This window comes from Sporomusa sp. 246TCP1 (genome assembly GCF_057319775.1).
On the sequence record NZ_CM170492.1, the window covers coordinates 4,655,136 to 4,672,846 of the forward strand.

At 43.2% G+C, this 17,711-nt stretch carries 14 protein-coding genes; 5 read left to right on the plus strand and 9 right to left on the minus strand.

Annotation, left to right across the window (positions count from 1 at the left end; all coding sequences use genetic code 11):
* Window positions 1-64: 64 nt before the first annotated feature.
* The 4 genes from AC1ECB_RS22090 to AC1ECB_RS22105 form a co-directional block, all read right to left on the minus strand.
* Window positions 65-2,443 (minus strand): ATP-dependent DNA helicase, encoded by a 2,379-nt coding sequence (locus AC1ECB_RS22090; RefSeq protein WP_485665798.1) that lies wholly within the window; start codon window positions 2,441-2,443, stop codon window positions 65-67.
* 137 nt (window positions 2,444-2,580) lie between these two features.
* Complete coding sequence (locus AC1ECB_RS22095; RefSeq protein WP_485665799.1) at window positions 2,581-3,705, minus strand: DUF362 domain-containing protein; 1,125 nt, start codon at window positions 3,703-3,705, stop codon at window positions 2,581-2,583.
* Window positions 3,706-3,727: 22 nt separating this feature from the next.
* Window positions 3,728-4,252 (minus strand): GNAT family N-acetyltransferase, encoded by a 525-nt coding sequence (locus AC1ECB_RS22100; RefSeq protein ID WP_485665800.1) that lies wholly within the window; start codon window positions 4,250-4,252, stop codon window positions 3,728-3,730.
* A 55-nt stretch (window positions 4,253-4,307) separates the two neighbouring features.
* Window positions 4,308-4,748 carry a MarR family winged helix-turn-helix transcriptional regulator gene (locus tag AC1ECB_RS22105; RefSeq protein WP_485665801.1) on the minus strand — a complete coding sequence of 147 codons (441 nt, stop codon included), beginning with the start codon at window positions 4,746-4,748 and terminating at the stop codon, window positions 4,308-4,310.
* Between the two features lie 252 nt (window positions 4,749-5,000).
* Here AC1ECB_RS22105 and AC1ECB_RS22110 point away from each other — a divergent pair, with 252 nt between their 5' ends.
* Window positions 5,001-6,218, plus strand: coding sequence for an EAL domain-containing protein (locus AC1ECB_RS22110; protein WP_485665802.1), 1,218 nt, complete (start codon window positions 5,001-5,003; stop codon window positions 6,216-6,218).
* A gap of 283 nt (window positions 6,219-6,501) precedes the next feature.
* Here AC1ECB_RS22110 and AC1ECB_RS22115 read toward each other — a convergent pair whose 3' ends face one another.
* Window positions 6,502-7,443, minus strand: a complete 942-nt coding sequence (locus AC1ECB_RS22115) for a DMT family transporter (protein ID WP_485665803.1) — start codon at window positions 7,441-7,443, stop codon at window positions 6,502-6,504.
* A 123-nt stretch (window positions 7,444-7,566) separates the two neighbouring features.
* Here AC1ECB_RS22115 and pdxR point away from each other — a divergent pair, with 123 nt between their 5' ends.
* Together pdxR and AC1ECB_RS22125 are read left to right on the plus strand one after the other, a co-directional pair.
* Window positions 7,567-8,967, plus strand: a complete 1,401-nt coding sequence (pdxR, locus tag AC1ECB_RS22120; RefSeq protein WP_485665804.1) for a MocR-like pyridoxine biosynthesis transcription factor PdxR — start codon at window positions 7,567-7,569, stop codon at window positions 8,965-8,967.
* Window positions 8,968-8,998: 31 nt separating this feature from the next.
* Window positions 8,999-9,274: a DUF2164 domain-containing protein gene (locus AC1ECB_RS22125; protein ID WP_485665805.1), complete on the plus strand. Its 276-nt coding sequence runs from the start codon at window positions 8,999-9,001 to the stop codon at window positions 9,272-9,274.
* Here the strand turns inward: AC1ECB_RS22125 and AC1ECB_RS22130 are convergent.
* Window positions 9,221-10,456: an ArsB/NhaD family transporter gene (locus AC1ECB_RS22130; protein ID WP_485665806.1), complete on the minus strand. Its 1,236-nt coding sequence runs from the start codon at window positions 10,454-10,456 to the stop codon at window positions 9,221-9,223. The genes AC1ECB_RS22125 and AC1ECB_RS22130 overlap by 54 nt on opposite strands.
* A 178-nt stretch (window positions 10,457-10,634) precedes the next feature.
* Here AC1ECB_RS22130 and AC1ECB_RS22135 point away from each other — a divergent pair, with 178 nt between their 5' ends.
* Window positions 10,635-11,690, plus strand: a complete 1,056-nt coding sequence (locus AC1ECB_RS22135; protein WP_485665807.1) for an ATP-binding protein — start codon at window positions 10,635-10,637, stop codon at window positions 11,688-11,690.
* A 198-nt stretch (window positions 11,691-11,888) separates the two neighbouring features.
* Here AC1ECB_RS22135 and AC1ECB_RS22140 read toward each other — a convergent pair whose 3' ends face one another.
* The 3 genes from AC1ECB_RS22140 to AC1ECB_RS22150 form a co-directional block, all read right to left on the minus strand.
* On the minus strand, window positions 11,889-12,179 hold the full coding sequence (locus tag AC1ECB_RS22140) for a hypothetical protein (protein WP_485665808.1): 291 nt from the start codon (window positions 12,177-12,179) through the stop codon (window positions 11,889-11,891).
* Between the two features lie 84 nt (window positions 12,180-12,263).
* Complete coding sequence (locus tag AC1ECB_RS22145) at window positions 12,264-14,384, minus strand: RNA degradosome polyphosphate kinase (RefSeq protein ID WP_485665809.1); 2,121 nt, start codon at window positions 14,382-14,384, stop codon at window positions 12,264-12,266.
* 5 nt (window positions 14,385-14,389) lie between these two features.
* On the minus strand, window positions 14,390-15,937 hold the full coding sequence (locus AC1ECB_RS22150; protein ID WP_485665810.1) for a Ppx/GppA phosphatase family protein: 1,548 nt from the start codon (window positions 15,935-15,937) through the stop codon (window positions 14,390-14,392).
* Between the two features lie 258 nt (window positions 15,938-16,195).
* Between AC1ECB_RS22150 and ppx the strand changes: the two genes are divergently transcribed.
* A complete protein-coding gene (gene ppx / locus AC1ECB_RS22155; protein WP_485665811.1) occupies window positions 16,196-17,710 on the plus strand; it encodes an exopolyphosphatase in 1,515 nt (504 codons plus the stop codon).
* Window position 17,711 lies beyond the last annotated feature (1 nt).

Below are 17,711 nucleotides of genomic sequence, written 5' to 3' on the forward strand. Positions count from 1 at the left end.
TAAATGATCATCCATGTAAACATTTTGCACTATAGACCTATCCCTTTGTCCATTGGCGCGTATATTACCTCTTAAGCCAAAATATTTTTGCCTTATCCGCAATAGTAGTAACACTTTTAGCGCTTACCGCCCCCCGCCATTCTGGTGGAAATAGCCGCCGATACCTCGGCTGCGAAAACCTAGCATCAATTAAGAGTATCAGTCCCCGGTCTTGTTCGGTACGAATTACCCGTCCAGCCGCTTGCAAGACCTTGTTCATTCCCGGATAAACATAGGCGTACTCAAACCCCTGGCTGTTTGTCCTATCAAACCACTGCCTGACGATTTCCCGTTCCAGACAGATCTTAGGCAGACCGACGCCAACAATAATGGCCCCAACAAGACGCTCGCCAGTCAGATCAATTCCCTCACCGAATACTCCGCCCAAAACAGCGAAGCCCACAAGGGTAGCCGTGTTGTCATCAGAAAAGTGTTGTAAAAACTCAGTTCGCTCTGTTTCCGTCATCTCACCCATTTGACGAATCACCCTTGTTGACGGGTTTTTTGAGGAAAAGCGCTGACATACTTCCTCCATATAGCGGTAAGATGGTAAAAAAACCAGGTAATTTCCCGTTTTTACCCCAATTGCTGCTGTTATACTATCGACAATAGCTTCATAGGTTTGTTGCCGCATTTTATAGGTTGTACTAATCGTATCGGCAACTAAGAGTCCCAGATTATCATGAGAAAATGGGGAAGGAACAGCTATTTTGCCATCCTCCTCATCACCACCTAGAATCTCTGAAAAATAGGCAAGCGGCGTTAATGTTGCCGAGAAAAAGATAGCGGCCCGCCCCCGTTTAACCGCCTGCCGCAGCAATTCTGAGGGATTAACGCAAAATAACTTGAGTTTTACATCCTTTTCCAGCTTCTCACAGTATGTCACATACCGCTCATCATACATCTCTGCAGTCCGCAGAAAAGCATTGACCCTGAAGTATAATTCTAATAATTCTTCACGATAATTGGTCTGTTCATTCTTTGCCAACCATTTTTCAGCCAACTCCATAAATTTTCTGAGTTGTGGCAAAGCCTCAGTCGGCAGCGATGCCCCCACCCAATAATCGGCTTCACCCACTGCGAATTTTTCCACACACAGCTTTCCAGCCGTGAGCAGATATGAGTTTATCTTGCCCGCAGCTTTAGCCAGCCGGGGAAGTTCGTGATTAATGCTTTTCTTTAAATCCAGAAAACTCTGTTTGGTTATTTCTGCTGAAAACATGTCCCTGGCCCGGTCAACAAGATTATGGGCCTCATCCACCAAAAAACAATACTGGTCATTATTCTCGCAAAAGAAGCGTTTCAAATATACCCTGGGATCAAAAACATAGTTGTAGTCACATATAACTATGTCTGCCCACAAAGCTAAATCAAGCGACAATTCAAAAGGACAAAGCCTGTGCTCCCGGGCAACTTGTTCGATTGTCTCCCGCGTGAAGGCTTCCAGATGCCAGCAATCGTTCAGCGCCAGATTAATGCGATCATAATAACCCTTAGCATACTGGCATTCTTCCGGGGTACAAGCTGCCCCCGGCATAAAACAAGTTTTGTCTTTGGCAGTCAAAGTCAGGGTTTTACACTGCAGCCCTCCTTGCCGCAGCCGGGCAAAGGCCTCTTCTGCTAAGTCCCGGGTTACCGTTTTGGCTGTAAGAAAAAATAGTTTCTCCACCTGCCCCAGGCCTAATGCCTTGACGGCTGGAAATATGGTTGCCATCGTCTTGCCGGTACCTGTTGGTGCCTGGGCAAACAGCTTACGCCCCTTAGTCAACGTTGTATATACGGCCACAGCCAATTGCCTCTGGCTATGACGAAACTCCGGAAAAGGGAATTGTAATAATTGAGACGAAACATTCCGAACCTCTACCCAGTCGCCAAGCCGCTTAGCCCATAGTGCATACTGTGTTATCAGGAATTCAAAAAAAACTGTTAGCTCGCCAACAGAATAAACTTTTTCAAAAATCTTCACTTCTAAGCTAACGACCTGACAATAAGAAATCCGGACACTTATTTTTGGCAAACCCTGCTGGATGGCATACATATAAGCATAGCACTTAGCCTGCGCCCAGTGCAGCGGATTATATTCTTCCTGTATTTCATCAAGCTCATCAGTAACTGACTTGATCTCATCAATAGTTACCTGTTTCTTGCCTGACCCGTCTGTTGTAGTAATAACACCATCGGCCCGCCCGCTGATCTGTAGGTTCACATCCGGACGCTCAACCACGATTGCCAAACTTACCTCCGACTCATATTCTGACCCTTGTGCTTGCTGGATTTTACGGTGAATTTTACTTCCTTCAACCATGCGGGAACTGCCGGTAAATGTTGCCGATAAATCCCCTGACCGCAGTACAAATTCAACCAAATTCCGTACTGAAGTTTTTACTACTCTGTTTGAAGACATATGTATTACCCTTCGTCCTGGAGTATTGCTTTTACATCCTGCTTCTAGGTTACCACCCCACACGATTGTTCTCAAGAAAAAGTCTAAAAGGTTATGTCCGCAGATAACATTTATCTACGGATTCTTGTTAAGCCTGATTAGATTTCAATAAGCTCATAGCCCTTTGTGCCGATACCAATTTTTTCGGCATGATCAAGGCACATCTGCCAATTGGTTTCCGGATGAGTAGCACAAAAATGATCCTGTTTTCCACCGTCACACCCTTGGTTGGCTAGTTGTTCTGCCAAGTAGCTGCCTGAGATAACCGGAGCCTGGTTAGCCATATCGGCACAAGCCATATCAAGTGCCACCGGATCAAACGAGGCGAACATCCCAATATCGGGAATTATGGGTACGTCATTTTCGGCATGGCAATCACAAAATGGTGCTACATCAACAACTAAGCTGATATGAAAGTGTGGTCTGTCATGTAATACAGCCCACGAATACTCGGCAATTTTTTTGTTGAGAATATCATTGGACTCATCCCATGCCGGAGCAATCGCATTAACATGACAAACACCGATGCATCTTCCACAGCCGACACATATGGCATGGTCAATCTGAGCCTGTTTACCGGTAACCGTTATTGCCTTATGAGCACAGATTTTTCCGCAGGCGCCACAACCTACACAAGTTTTGCTTCTCACCTTAGGTTTACCGTCACTATGCATCTCCATCTTACCGGCTCTTGAACCACAGCCCATGCCAATGTTTTTTAATGCACCGCCGAATCCGGTAAGCTCGTGGCCCTTAAAATGGTTCAAACTGATCACAATATCGGCATCCATTATGGCCCGCCCAATTTTGGCTTCTTTAACATATTCGCCGCTAGGAACAGGAACATAGGCCTCATCCGTTCCCTTTAACCCATCACCGATAATAATCTGACAGCCGGTTGTAAACGGATTATACCCATTTTCATAAGCAGCATCCAAATGCTCCAGGGCATCTTTACGTCTGCCTACATACAACGTGTTGCAATCGGTAAGAAACACTTTGCCACCCTGGGCTTTGATTACATCAACAATAACCTTGGAATAATTCGGTCTGAGAAAAGCAAGGTTGCCTGGCTCACCAAAATGTATTTTTATTGCGGCAAACTTACCCTTGAAATCAATTTTTTCAATTCCAGCTTTTTTTACAAGCTTCTCTAACTTTTGCAGCAAATTCATCTTGGGGGTTGCGCGCAAATTGGTAAAGAAAACTTTTGACTGCTTCATAACCTTCACCCCTTACCTGTAATTATAAAATCTCTGGAAATTCCATACTTCTGTTCACTATTATACGATAGTAATAGAATTTTGTATCTACCTTCATAATGGAAAAGGCTGCCGGCAGCTTCTCCTTCTGTATTTGGCAAAAACCATTTTTCTCATAGAAACGGTGAGCAGCTAAAAATTTTGCCGTTGTTCCCAGAAAAATCTCTTCTATTTTGTGTTCTGCGGCCCATTCAATTAATGTCAACAACAATAGCTTTGCTGTATTATAATGACTTCCCCGATAAGCCGGGTTTACAAATAGTTTTCGTAATGCAGCCTGATTATTTTCAATATCTAGTAATGATATTGTTCCTACCACCTTACCATTGCAAATTGCCACCCAAAAATTTCCTGTCCCTGTTTGATAAAAATTCGGTATATCATTCAAATCTGGCTGGTCCTCCCGCGTAATGGGAATCTGGAACTCATTTCGTTGCACATCTAAAATTAGATCAATTACTTCATTTTTATAGGCTTCCCGATACTTTTCTATGACAATGACATCCATTGCAGTCCCCTCCGTGAATTACCACTTTTTCTATACACACTGCCTATAGTTAGCCTTAATTATTTTTCAATGTTTTCCAATTCTGCTCGATATTCTCACCCATCCGCTTGACTAAGTGATATACCATTTCCTTTTCTTCCTGGCTAAAACCAGCAAAACAGACATCAATATTTCGGTTTTCTTCTTTAATGATATAAGGATAAATCCCGGCTGCTTTCTCTGTCGGATATAAATGCCACATCCTTTTATCCGCATTGTCCCGCTTTCGCTGCACATAATTTTCTTCCAACAGTTTTTGTATTGCCTTAGTCGTTGTTGTCTTATCAACTTTAAGAACCTGGGAAAGATCGATCAGGTTAATACCCGGCTGCTCGCAGATACGCGTTAAAAAGATGAATTGCCCGCGCTGCAGTTTAATTTCTCGATAGATGATGTCACTGATTGATTGAATGCAGCGAGCTACCGTCCCCACTTCTCGAAGTATTTTGCTTGTCAAACCGTTAATACTACCACCTCCGTTATACCTGGAAATTTCTTTACTGTGTGATTGATAGTCTTATCTTATTTTAATTTGGTTGAAATGTCAACTTGTTGTCATCTTAGTGAATGCTATCCCACTAACAGCTTGACTAATTTATATCCACATTGTAATATTTATATATCTTGTCAAAGTGGACAATCTCTGCGCAATGTGTGTAGAGATTGTCCACTTTGTGTTTAAATGGCATAGAAGGATTGAGGAATCTTAATGTTAACTAGTGATAACATAAATCTAGAATGGATACTGAAACACAGAGCTATCCAAACCTACTTTCAACCGATCATCTCTATACGGCAGCAGACAGTTATCGGGTTGGAAGCTTTGTCTCGCGGCTTAAATGCTAACAATGATCTGATTTTGCCGCAACCCTTGTTCACTGCGGCGGCCACTAAGGGAAAAAGCGTTGAACTTGATAGATTGTGCCGCGAAAAAGCACTTGAAAATTATAAACGGATTCCAGACAACGATAGCTTTTTATTTCTCAATCTTAATACTTCCATCCTTGATGAGGGAGTTGTCGGTTCCGGTCATCTAATAAAAGCGGTTAATCAGCTAGGCTTAAAGCCGTCATCAATCGTTATTGAGGTTATTGAGTCTAAAGTTCATGACATCGAGAACTTAACCAGGTTTATCAAACTTTATAGACAATACGGATTTTTAATTGCCTTGGATGACGTAGGCAGTGATTCATCTAATATGGATAGAATCCTACAAGTTCACCCGGATATTATCAAAATTGACCGCGTACTTATTTATAATATCAATACCGATTACTACAAGCAGGAGTTATTTAAGGCTTTAGTTCTTGTCGCTAAAAAAACAGGCGCTCTTATCATCGCCGAGGGGGTCGAAACTCACAGTGAAGCCACAACCAGCCTTGAACTCGGCGCTGACTTTCTGCAAGGCTATTACACTGCCTATCCGGCACCCTTTCCCCAGCACATAAACAGTGTGAGTGCAAAAACTATGCGTCTTCTGAGCTCAGCATATCGCAGATCCATAGTAGAAAACATCCGGAATATGTCCTTAAAGAGAAAGTTCTACGAGAAGATCTTAGAAGGGCTTATTAAAAAACTTGCTTGTACCCGCCCTGAACACTTTGAAATGAAACTAAATGAAATAGCAAAAGATCAAACCTGCGTTCAGTGTTACTATATATTAGATATAAATGGTACCCAGATAACCGAAACCGTCAAAGCGTATTTGCATAATACTGAGCACTGTCACGGAATGTTTCGTCCAGATTGCAAGGGATCTGACCAGTCATTAAAAGATTACTACCTCTATATTCATTCAGGCTTCGAAAGATACATAAGTGAACCCTATATATCCCTTGCAAACGGTCAGCCGTGTCTTACCGGGTCTATACTTTTTCAAGCTTACAGTGGCAACTCTTATATATTATGCATCGACTTTACCTGCTAATAGAGTGTGTTTCAAAAACACACTTTCCTTAATATTTTTAAACTGTTATAAAATACCCCGGTGTTAAACACCATGAAGTCGCACAGCAAGGGTATACTCGGTTTCTATGCTGAAAGGCTCAACGGCAAAGAGGGTATTTTGTAACAGTCTCTAATTTTGCTGCGTGATGAAGTTGCGGAGCGATGTCCGGCAACTTATTCGCGTATATTTCGAGTTATCTCAGACGCACACTATGCAAACAAAAAGCTTCAGGAGTATGTAAGCTCTTGAAGCTTTTTGTTTTTCAGGTACAGCAGCTTTCCTGCCGCTGTGGTGTGTGCACTTTTAGACCAGTCAGCACCATACCAAGCACAACCAGCAGCCCTCCCAGCCATTGCTGCCAGCCAGGTTGCTCGTTTAATAATAACACCGACAAAATCATCGCTGTGAACGGCATCATACCAGAAAAAGCTGCCGCCACTGCGGCATCACAGCGTTTGATGCCAGCATACCAGAGAATGAAGGCCAAAGCAGTAACAAATAGACCATACCAGACTAATGCTGCCCACCCTACAATACTGAGGGATAGCAGGGCAGCGGCCGGATGTTCGGTCAGTGCAGGGCCAAGACAAAGCAACAAGGCAATGATTACTACCAGCGTAGTCTGAACAATTGGGTGCAAAACCTGAGCTGAACGCAAAGCAGATTTTACACTGCTGCTGCGTGATAGTACATTAAATACCGACTCACACATTGCTGCACAAAGCACTAATACGTTGCCAATTAGATGTTCTGTGGAAAATACAATGTCAGGCGAAAAAAAACCCTGGAGAACTACGATACCAGTAACCGTGCTGATTATGCCAAGAAAGCGTATCCTATCCACCGGTTCCTTCAAAAGCAGCCAGGCAAGCAGCACCGTAGTTGCCGGCGTTGCGCCGGTGAGTATCCCCGCTTCTCCTGCGCTAGTACGCAATAGCCCCTGTAGTAAAAACATCCGGAACAAAAAGATACCGAACAAGGCTTGGATGAACAAACTAGCCCAATCCCGCCGAGCCACTTGCCAAATGCTTTGCCCAAGCTTTCTCCCGCAAAGCGGCAGTAAACCCAACAAGGCAAAAAATAAGCTCACGACCGTTATCGTAAAAGTCCCCAGCGTTGCCACAACAAAACGACCGGCTATCACCGAAGTACCTGCTAAGGTAAAGGCCCCCAATAAAAAAAGCACACCTGCAAACCGTTCCATCCTCATCCTCCAATTCATTTACAAATTACAATAATTAACTACTATGGTATAATGGTAGCAGATAAACCGGTCTAGTATTAGAGCCAGCTTAAGGCTGCTTTTATAGGGCCAGTTGGAGGATCTATGTGGATAATGAACTTGCAGCGCCACAGTGAAGTTTCATTGGCGCGCCAGATTTACCAAGTGTTGCGCGAGCAGATGACAGCAGGTCAGCTACATCCTGGTGAACTACTGCCATCCACACGTGAGCTGGCAAAACTACTATCTGTATCGCGAAATACTACCTATGAAGCCTATGAGATGTTATCTGCCGAAGGCTACATTGTAAGCCGTCAGGGATCTCAAACCCGGGTAGCTGCTGGTCTTCACCTGGAAAAGCCTGCACCCGCCCTGGAGGATTTGCAAAAAACGGTACAACCTGCCGCTAAGTATTTGGCTGATTTTCGGACAGGTCGGCCTGATTTACAACGCTTTCCCCGTAATATGTGGCTCCAATTGCTGCGAAAGGCTACTGAAAATCTATCTGCGATGCAATGGGGTTATACGGGTCCAGAGGGATTACCGGTATTACGGGAGGAAATTGCGGCCTGGCTACTTAGGAGTAGGGGGCTTACCGTTCATTCCCGTGATATTTTCATTACTGCCGGAGCTACCCAGGCACTGCATTTGCTTGCAGGCTTATTAGCGGGAGAAGAACGAGAGATTTTAGTTGAGGATCCCTGCCATGTTGGAATGCTGCAGGTATTACACGGAAAAGGGTTTAAAATCCGGCCTGTACCTGTAGATAACCAGGGTATTCAGACCGAATTTCTAACAGGTGATGGGGCCTGTGCGGTATATGTAACCCCTTCACACCAATTTCCGCTTGGCGGAATTCTACCAGCAGGTCGCCGCGCCGACTTGATACGGTTTGCACGCAATAAAGATCTTTATGTAATAGAAGATGACTATGATAGCGAGTTCCGCTATCGTGGCACACCGGTAGCACCGCTCTATTCAATGGATACACAGCGGGTTATTTATGTAGGTACTTTCAGTAAAATCCTGTTTCCTGCACTGCGAATCGGTTATGTGGTACTCCCCCTAGAGCTGCACAAACGTTGGTGCCGCTTGCGTACCTATGCCGATGTCCAGAATCCTCCGTTCGAACAGGCTGCACTTGCAGAGTATTTACACACCCGCAAGCTGGACCGGCATATACAGCAGATGCGCCGACTCTATGGGCAGCGCCGTCAGCTACTCCTCCAAACACTTGAAGAACTATTTGGAAGAACCTGGTTCCCTTGGGGAGATGCTGCCGGCTTACATTTGGTACTGGAGTTTCCCGGCATGCACTTTGATCATGAATTTGCCCAGCGCTGCAAAAAATGTGGGATTTATGTCACTCCGGTAGATGATCATAGTATCTGTAAAGGCATCCATTTAGATAAACTAATCTTGGGCTACGGCCACTTGGAGCCAGCTGAAATCAGGCAAGGACTTTTCTTGCTACAAGAACAATTTCAAAAGGACAGCCGTGATTGAATCCAACCACAGCCAATATTGGGAGGTAACAATGAAAAATATAGAATTAACTAAAGAGGAACAACAACTTGCAGTTGAAAATATAAAAAACTACTTCTTTACTGAGAAAGAAGAAGCAATTACAGATCTCTCAGCAATATTGCTGTTGGATTTTATCCTAGAAAACATCGGTCCTCTTATTTACAATCAGGCAATAAAAGACGCCCACTTTTTCATGGGCGAAAAACTTGATGACCTATTCGGCCTAGAAAAATCAACCATCAAAGGCAAAATAAGACAACCACAGAACTCCGGCCATAATCGTTAATACAGTAAGAGGAAAGCCAACCTTAAAATAATCCCAGGCCGTTATATTGATATGATCACGTTTAGCAATCTCCACCACAATCAGATTGGCAATAGATCCTGAAATAGTAAGGTTACCGGCCAATGTTGAAAATAATGCCAAAGCCTTCCACCAATATTCCTGGTTCTCCAGCGGAATAAAAAATTTCATTAATAAAACAGCTGGTACGTTACTTACAATATTGGATAGACCAAGTGTCACCGCCGCAAACAGCCCCATATTGTTAAACTCCGAAAGAGCTGCATAGTTAAATACAAAGGTCAGCAGCCCACTGTTCTCAACACCGGCAACAATGATAAAAAGACCAATAAAAATCACTAACAGGTTAAAATCAATGCTGGAATATACTTTATTAGGTTTGACACGTCTAGTAACCAGCAGTGATGCTCCGCCCAAACAGGAAGCCAATGCCAAGTCATAACCGCTCATATATGCCATTACCACAAGCACTAGCACAATCAAACTTTTGCTAATAAGGTACCTATGAATAGTAACAAGGCTTGTTGCAGCTGCAGTAATCCTTCCATCAAGGTCCTTTCGGTAGTAGTATGATATGGCAACATATGTGGCAAGCAGCCCCAGTACTGCCACAGGACAGGCAGTTACAAAATAGCTGGTAAACGACATCCCTGATAAGCTTCCTACCAGGATATTCTGTGGATTACCCAGTAATGTTGCCGCACTGCCTATATTTGATGCCATCGCAACCCCAAGTAAATGCGGCAGCGGATTGCACTGGACTTTTCTACACACCAACACCACCACCGGAGTAAAAAGCAAGCAAATAATATCATTGATGGCCAACGCGGACATAATACCGCTCGATAAGATAGTAGCAAAAAGCAGTTGCTTTTTGCTATTGACTCGTCGACATACCGCTTCTCCCACCCATTCGAAGAAGCCCGCTATTTTTAAATTAGCAACAACGATCATCATAGAAAATAAAATTATAATCGTTTTAAAGTCAATAGCGGCAGTTGCTTCCGAAAAAGACATAACTCCTGTTCCGATAGTCGCAACTGCTCCAATGATAGCTGCACCAGCTCGATCCACTCGGAATATCGGGCTTTTTCCCAATGTAAATATTACGAGTACTGCGGCCAATATTATTCCTGCCCATACAATCTCTATCCTATATTCCATACATACGCCACCTTAATTACACATCTTAGCTTCCATCCGGACAGAAAGCTCATACAAATAAAAAAAAAAATTTTGTTTTCTCCTCACGTATTTATATTTTTACATTTATGGTATATTTTAGAAGGGGTTCTTGCGCTTATGTAGAAAATTAATGATAGATTATATGTGAGGTTAAATTATGAGATTAATAAAAAATGAGTTATTTTTAAAACTTTTCATGTCTAACCCCTGTCCTATGGCGATTAGTGAAATAAGTGACGGCACATATATTGAGGTAAATGATGCGCTACTTGCTACCCTGAGTTACTGTAAAGAAGAGGTTATTGGAAAAACGCCGCTGGAATTAGGCATATTTTTGGATAGTATTGATCGCCAAAAAATGTTGCAGCTACTTAACGTGCATGGATATTTTAAGAGTTTTAAAACTTTCGTTAGTTGTAAAAATGGCAACATCTTAAACGCAGTCTTCAATGGGGAATTTATTACGATTGAAGGTAGACCTTATCTATTGACTGTAATGAATAATATCACAGTCAAAAAACAGTATGAACAAGAATTTATTCGTTTGGAAAATCTAAATTTAATCAGCCAGATGTCAGCAGGAATAAGCCATGAAATTAGAAATCCCATAACAACGGTGCGGGGTTTTTTGCAATTTTTTATGAGAAAACCAGCATATGCTCATCATCAAGATTATTTCGAGCTAATGATAAGTGAATTAGATAAAGCCAATTCAATCATAACAAATTTTTTGTCCATAACAGAAAGTGATCCGTTACATTCCCAATATATTGTACAAGATTTAAAGAAACTGCTTGAACGAATACAACCTTTACTAGAGACCAACGCACTAGAAAAACATAATCGACTGCACTATTGCATTGCAGACACGCCGGTAATACTTATCAATGAAATGGAAATTCGTCAAATGGTCTTTAATCTTGTCCAAAATGGGTTTGATGCAATGCCTATGGGGGGTACTCTTACCCTTAAAACCTTTAGCCAGGATCGGCATGTTGTTTTAGTCGTTCAAGACCACGGGACAGGTATTGATGAAACGATCTTAGATAAGCTTGGCACGCCCTTTCTAACCACCAAGGACCACGGGACAGGTCTGGGATTGGCAGTGTGTTATGGGATAGCCCATCGCCATAACGCTAAAATCAACGTAAACACAAGCTCGCATGGTACAAGCTTCGAAGTCCACTTCCCCATATATCAGACTGGCTCATAAAACTTAAGTGAACTTTATCCACATATCTGTCATCAGTAGTTATCCACAGACAAAAAGCTTGTATTTGTAGCCTCATTAACTCAATCAAACTCTTTTTCCACAATAACGCTCTAAGTTATCCACATTTTAAGGCGTTTTGTTGATAACTTTGTTGATAACTTTGTTGTTGTGGATAGATAAAAAAAGCGTGACATTACGTCACGCTACCGGGCGGCTCCAATCTACATGCACGCCCGTTTTTTCCCACATCCGGGTAAGTACTGTTTTCATATTATCCACACTCTCTGCCGGCCTGATGGTTACCTCTTTGAAATCAAGCAATCCTTCACCAGGTACCCTGATACGATGTGCGGATGCCAGATACGATTCAATGATCTGGTGGGTAACCGCATTATCAAAAACGACCTTAATTGTTTTGCTTGCTTGTTCATATTCCACATAACCAATCTCATCATTATATTGAACTGCAACTTTAAAGCTTTCCTGCAAGAATATCGCCCCTCTTCTTGAAACAAATTATTTCCACTGCCGCCAATATTATACGACGATTTGTCAAATCCCGCTACACAAGTTTTACTCAACTCGCCGGTAAAGAGGTGTAAAACGCTGTTCAATACTGATATCTGGCTCCTGCCCGTTCTTCTGGGCCTGAGCAAAGAATTCCATCTGACAGGTAATCGCTTTACCCCGTTTGTCAACCCGTCGATAGGTACCATCTTTTTTCATACTATACGCCTTTTGGTTGTCACTGAGTGTCATATCCAATATCCTCTTAATCCGCACGATATGGCCAGAATCTTCAATTGGGAAAAAGAGTTCAACACGTTCATTGAGGTTACGTGGCATCCAATCGGCACTTGATAAGAAAATCCGTTCGTCGCCGCCGTTGCCAAAATAAAAGATACGATGGTGTTCAAGAAACCTCCCGACAACGCTGCGTACAGAAATATTCTCGCTTACTTCCGGCACACCTGGCCGGAGCACACAGATGCCGCGAACAATAAGATCAATTTTAACACCGTGGCAAGAAGCCTCATACAGTTTGAGAACAATGTCTTTATCCACAAGTGAGTTCATCTTGGCAATAATTCGTCCGCTTTTACCGGCGTTGACAAATGCAATCTCACGGTCGATAAGTTCTTTGATTTTTTCGCGCAGTCCAAGCGGTGCCACAACAATTTTATTCCATACCGGTGGATCTGAGTAGCCTGACAGCACATTAAAGAAGGCGGAAGCATCAGCGCCAAACTGATCGTTAGCTGTAAACAGCCCCATATCTGTGTATATTTTGGCAGTAGTGTCATTGTAGTTACCGGTACCCATATGGACATAGCGTTTAATGCCGTCTTGCTCCTGCCGTACCACTAATATCATTTTAGCATGCGTTTTTAGCCCAACCAGGCCATAGATAACGTGACAACCCGCTTCCTCCAGGCGTTTGGCCCATATGATGTTGTTTTCCTCATCAAAACGGGCTTTTAATTCTACCAGTACTGTAACCTGCTTACCATTTTCAGCAGCTTGCGCCAAGGCTCTTACAATCGGCGAGTTGCCACTGACCCGGTATAGTGTTTGCTTGATAGCCAGTACCTGGGGATCCTCCGCAGCCTGAAGCACAAAATCTGTCACTGTTTGAAAGGATTCATAGGGATGATGTAAGAGGATATCGCGCTCCCTGATCGCATCAAACAAATCAGTTACACCTATCAGCTCCTGCGGCGTTTGGGGCGACACCGGCGTATGTTTTAGGTGCCCGAGGCCGTGGAAATCACTGAACTTAAAAAAGCAGGTGGTATCCAGTGGTCCAGGTATTTCGTAGATGTCCTGCTCGTCAATATTCAAGTTGCATACCAACAGCTCACGTAACGGTCTGTTACTGGTTTTGCCAATCTCCAGGCGCACGGCTTGGCCATGTTTCCGCTGACGCAGCGACTTTTCAATCTCCGCCAAGAGGTCCTCGGCATCCTCTTCATCAATGGAAAGGTCGGAATTTCTGGTTATGCGAAAGGGCACAACATCTTTTATCGTATAGCCGTGGAACATATGTCCGCAATAGTGTTTGATAATATCTTCAAGAAAAACAAACTGGCGTTTAGCACCGTTGCCAGGTGCCTCTACAATCCGCGGCAATACTGCCGGAACCTGAATAACAGCAGCACAATCATCGCCCTTCTCCCGGCACAAAAGAACAGCAAGATTTAGACTGCGATTAGCCAAAAAAGGGAACGGATGTCCGGCATCCACTGCCATAGGGGTAATGACCGGAAAAATGGTATTTTTGAAAAAATTCTCAATCCACTCTAGCGTCCCCTCATCCAGGCTGGCAATATCACAAAAACAGATATCGACTTTTTCCAATTCAGCCTTGATATTTTTTAAATACCGATATTCCAGTTTAACCAGTTCATGAGCATCCTCGGTAATGCAGACTAATTGCTGCCGCACTGACAATCCAGCAGCATCAACTTTATTAACTCCGCTTTCCAACTGGTGTTTGAGGCCTGCTACCCGAATCATAAAAAACTCATCCAGATTAGAGCTGGTAATAGCAAGAAAGGTAAGACGTTCTAACAGTGGCTTATGTTTAACATCGGCTTCTCCCAATACACGCCGGTTGAACTTAAGCCAGCTCAATTCTCTGTTAAAGAAATAATCAGCATTATCATGTATCTCACAGCTTTTGGCGTTTGCCATTGTTATCACCCCGCTCGTCTGATTAATATCGCCTTTATCCCAAAAACATCTTCAAAAAAGCCAGCCTTATCAGCAAAGTTCCACCCCTCTAAGGACATATCTTCCCTGCTGGTTACTGTAATGATTAACTCATCCCCGCGCAAGGTAACTTCTGCCTGACTAACTTTTTGGCGATGGCTGCGGTCAATCGCATCAGCCAATCGAATAATAGCTGAAAGCTTGGACACAGCAACCTTTTGATCAGGTGTCAAGTAAGCAAAGTTGGCATCTGCGTCAGAGGGTACACCTTTGGAATGATAATAAGCAATATTGGCTATTTCATGTCTTTCCGCTTTAGAAAAGCCCAAAATGTCTGAGGATATGATTAATCGGTAAGAATAGAAATAGTGCCGCCGTAAATTTACATGTTTTCCAATGTCATGGAGAATGGCGGCTACTCTCAATAATTGCCGATGGCGCTCACTCAAACCATGAATCCGTGCTAGTTTATCAAATAGCAGCATAGACCACGTTTCCACAGCAGCCGCATGCGTTGGATCATAGTAGTATTTTTTGCTTATCTCCCAACATAGACTTATGATCTGGCTATCGATAAGTTTCTGATGGGCATGCGATGTTTTTTCAGAAATATGTTTAATAATAACACCGTCAGCAAACTGATCACTTAAGACAACAATTTCTTCCGGGCCTGTCAGCGATATAATCTTCTTATAGAGCACGATAGTCGGCAATACGATCTCAGCCTTATTTTCTGTTAAGCGATAAGTTGTTATTAGCTGCGGCAGGTTGAGCGAGCTTACTTGTTTATACAAATTGTTAAACTCAGATAAGCTGACAAAGTTAATCCGCCCCGATTCTTTGCCCAGCATTTTTAGCAGCAGTTTAGTTTCCGGGCCTGATAATACCAGACGCTTGACATTATGCTGGCTCATTTCCGTTTCTACCGGTTCGATTGTACTGCCAATATATTCCGACAACGCTTGCTGGAAATGGGCAGAGTCACGTTGGTTTTTATCAAAGCTTTCTTTGATGCGGAGCGCTCCAATATGCATATTTTGCTGATATCTGAGATTGCCCTCTTTGTATAGCGTAAACCCAAGACCACCTGAAGAAATATCAACAAACAGCATGCCATCCTGGGAATTGAGCAGGCCACGGTCATTAACTGTCTTAACCAATGATACATATTTATAAAATATTTCCTGAGGCATATCAACAACCTCAACATTTAGACCAGTCTTTACCTTGATCTGATCAATAATATAAGGCTGATTTTGTGCTTCCCGAATAGCCGTAGTGGCTACAAGGCGGTAATCGCGCACTCCATATTCGCCAAGCAGACGGCGGTACCCTTTCAAAAGTTCACAAATCTCGCTTACGGCACCAAAACTAATACGCCCGGTTTTAAATGTCTCTTCACCCAGCATTACCTGGCGATAACTCTGTTCTATAATTTTGACGTCATCCATGTTGGTATATTCTACTATCTGGATACCAATTTGTTCTGAGCCGACATGAATGGCGGCAAACCTGTCAGGTGCATGTCTGCCCATATAGAACCCCCTATCGTGCCTTGATTATAATATGATATTGTATTCCTATCTTCGACGATTAGAACAAAAATCCTGTGTTTCGCTTATGAGTTAATACTAAATTAACTGCAAATTAACACAATCTTAAATGAAAAACAGATAGTTATGCTGTAATAAAGCAAAAAAAATTTCTTCACAATAAATATGAGCAGGATTTTGAAAAAAAAAACGAAAAACAGTAGTAATCTTTTACATGAGAGTAGTTAGGAGCTGAACATTTTGACCGAACGGGTAGCAATCATTGATTTAGGCTCGAATTCGGCCCGCCTGATTGTGATGACTATTTATCATAATGGCGCGTATAATCTAGTATATAACCAAAAAGAAACCGTCCGGTTGAGCGAAGGTATGACTGAAACGGGTATACTCACCCGTGATGCTATGTGGCGCGCCGTTGGCACGCTAAAGGTCTTTGCTCATATGTGTGAACTGGTGAAGGTGGATAAGATCCTGGCAGTAGCCACTGCCGCGGTACGCAATGCGAAAAATGGCGCAGAGTTTATTGATTTAGTACACCAGCATACTGGTATTCCCCTTAAAGTGATTAGCGGTGAGAATGAAGCCCGTTTTGGCTATACTGGTATTATTAATACGATTGATATTGAGGATGCGCTGCTTTTTGACCTGGGAGGCGGCAGCACTGAAATAACATTAGTTAAAAACCGCCAATCGGTTAAGGTCTTTAGTATCCCATTTGGCGCTGTCAATCTTACAGAAAAATTTGCTTCTCAGGATAAAATAAGTGAATCGCAATTAACAGCCATGCGGGAATATATTGTGAATCATCTGGAAAAGCTACCTTGGCTTAAGCGGTTAGGGCTACCCCTTGTAGGTGTAGGCGGTACTGCCCGTAATATTGCCAAAATGGACCAAAAACGTAAAAACTATCCCTTTCCCAAGGTGCACAATTACCGATTTGGTCTAATGGCCTTTGAGGAGTTATGGCGGGAATTGACTAAGACCAGTTTGACCCAACGCCGCAAATACCCCGGTCTCAGCAGTGAACGCGCCGACATTATTATCGCTGGAACCACCATTGTTAAATCACTGGCAGATATATCACAAGCCACCAACATAATGGTCAGCGGGTGCGGCGTCCGGGAAGGAATGTTTCTGGAGTATTATTTATCCAAACAACAGTCTTCAGTCATTATTCCTGATATTCTGCTGCACTCCACCCGTAATATGCTGTTATTCTACAAGGGCAATGAACCCCATGCCGATCATGTCGCTAAGCTGGCAGATACTATGTTTGAAAAATGGCAGCCCATTTTACGCCTTACCAGTCGTGACCGGCATCTCCTTCGGGTAGCCGCCTTACTGCATGATATTGGCATTACCATCAACTACTATGATCATGCCCGTCATAGCGCCTATCTTGTTGAAAATGCCCGGCTATTCGGCCTGACTCACCGCGAACAAATGCTTGTTGCAGTTGTGGCTGGCTGGCATAATGGACCAGCCGCTAAATACGTCCGCAACAAAATCTATAACGAATTTCTCGATCAACACAACTGGCAAACCGCCCGCAAGCTGGCGCTTTTACTGGCACTGGCAGAAGGTTTGGAAACAACCCAGCTTGGCTTAGTGCAAGATGTTGAACCATCCATCACTGGCAATCAAGCTTTGCTCAAGCTAATCACCAGTGATCCTGTCAGTATCGAACGCCAGGCAGCATCCGCGCACCGCAAATGGTTCAAAAAAGAGCTGGGATTTGAACTGATTATTGAGTAAG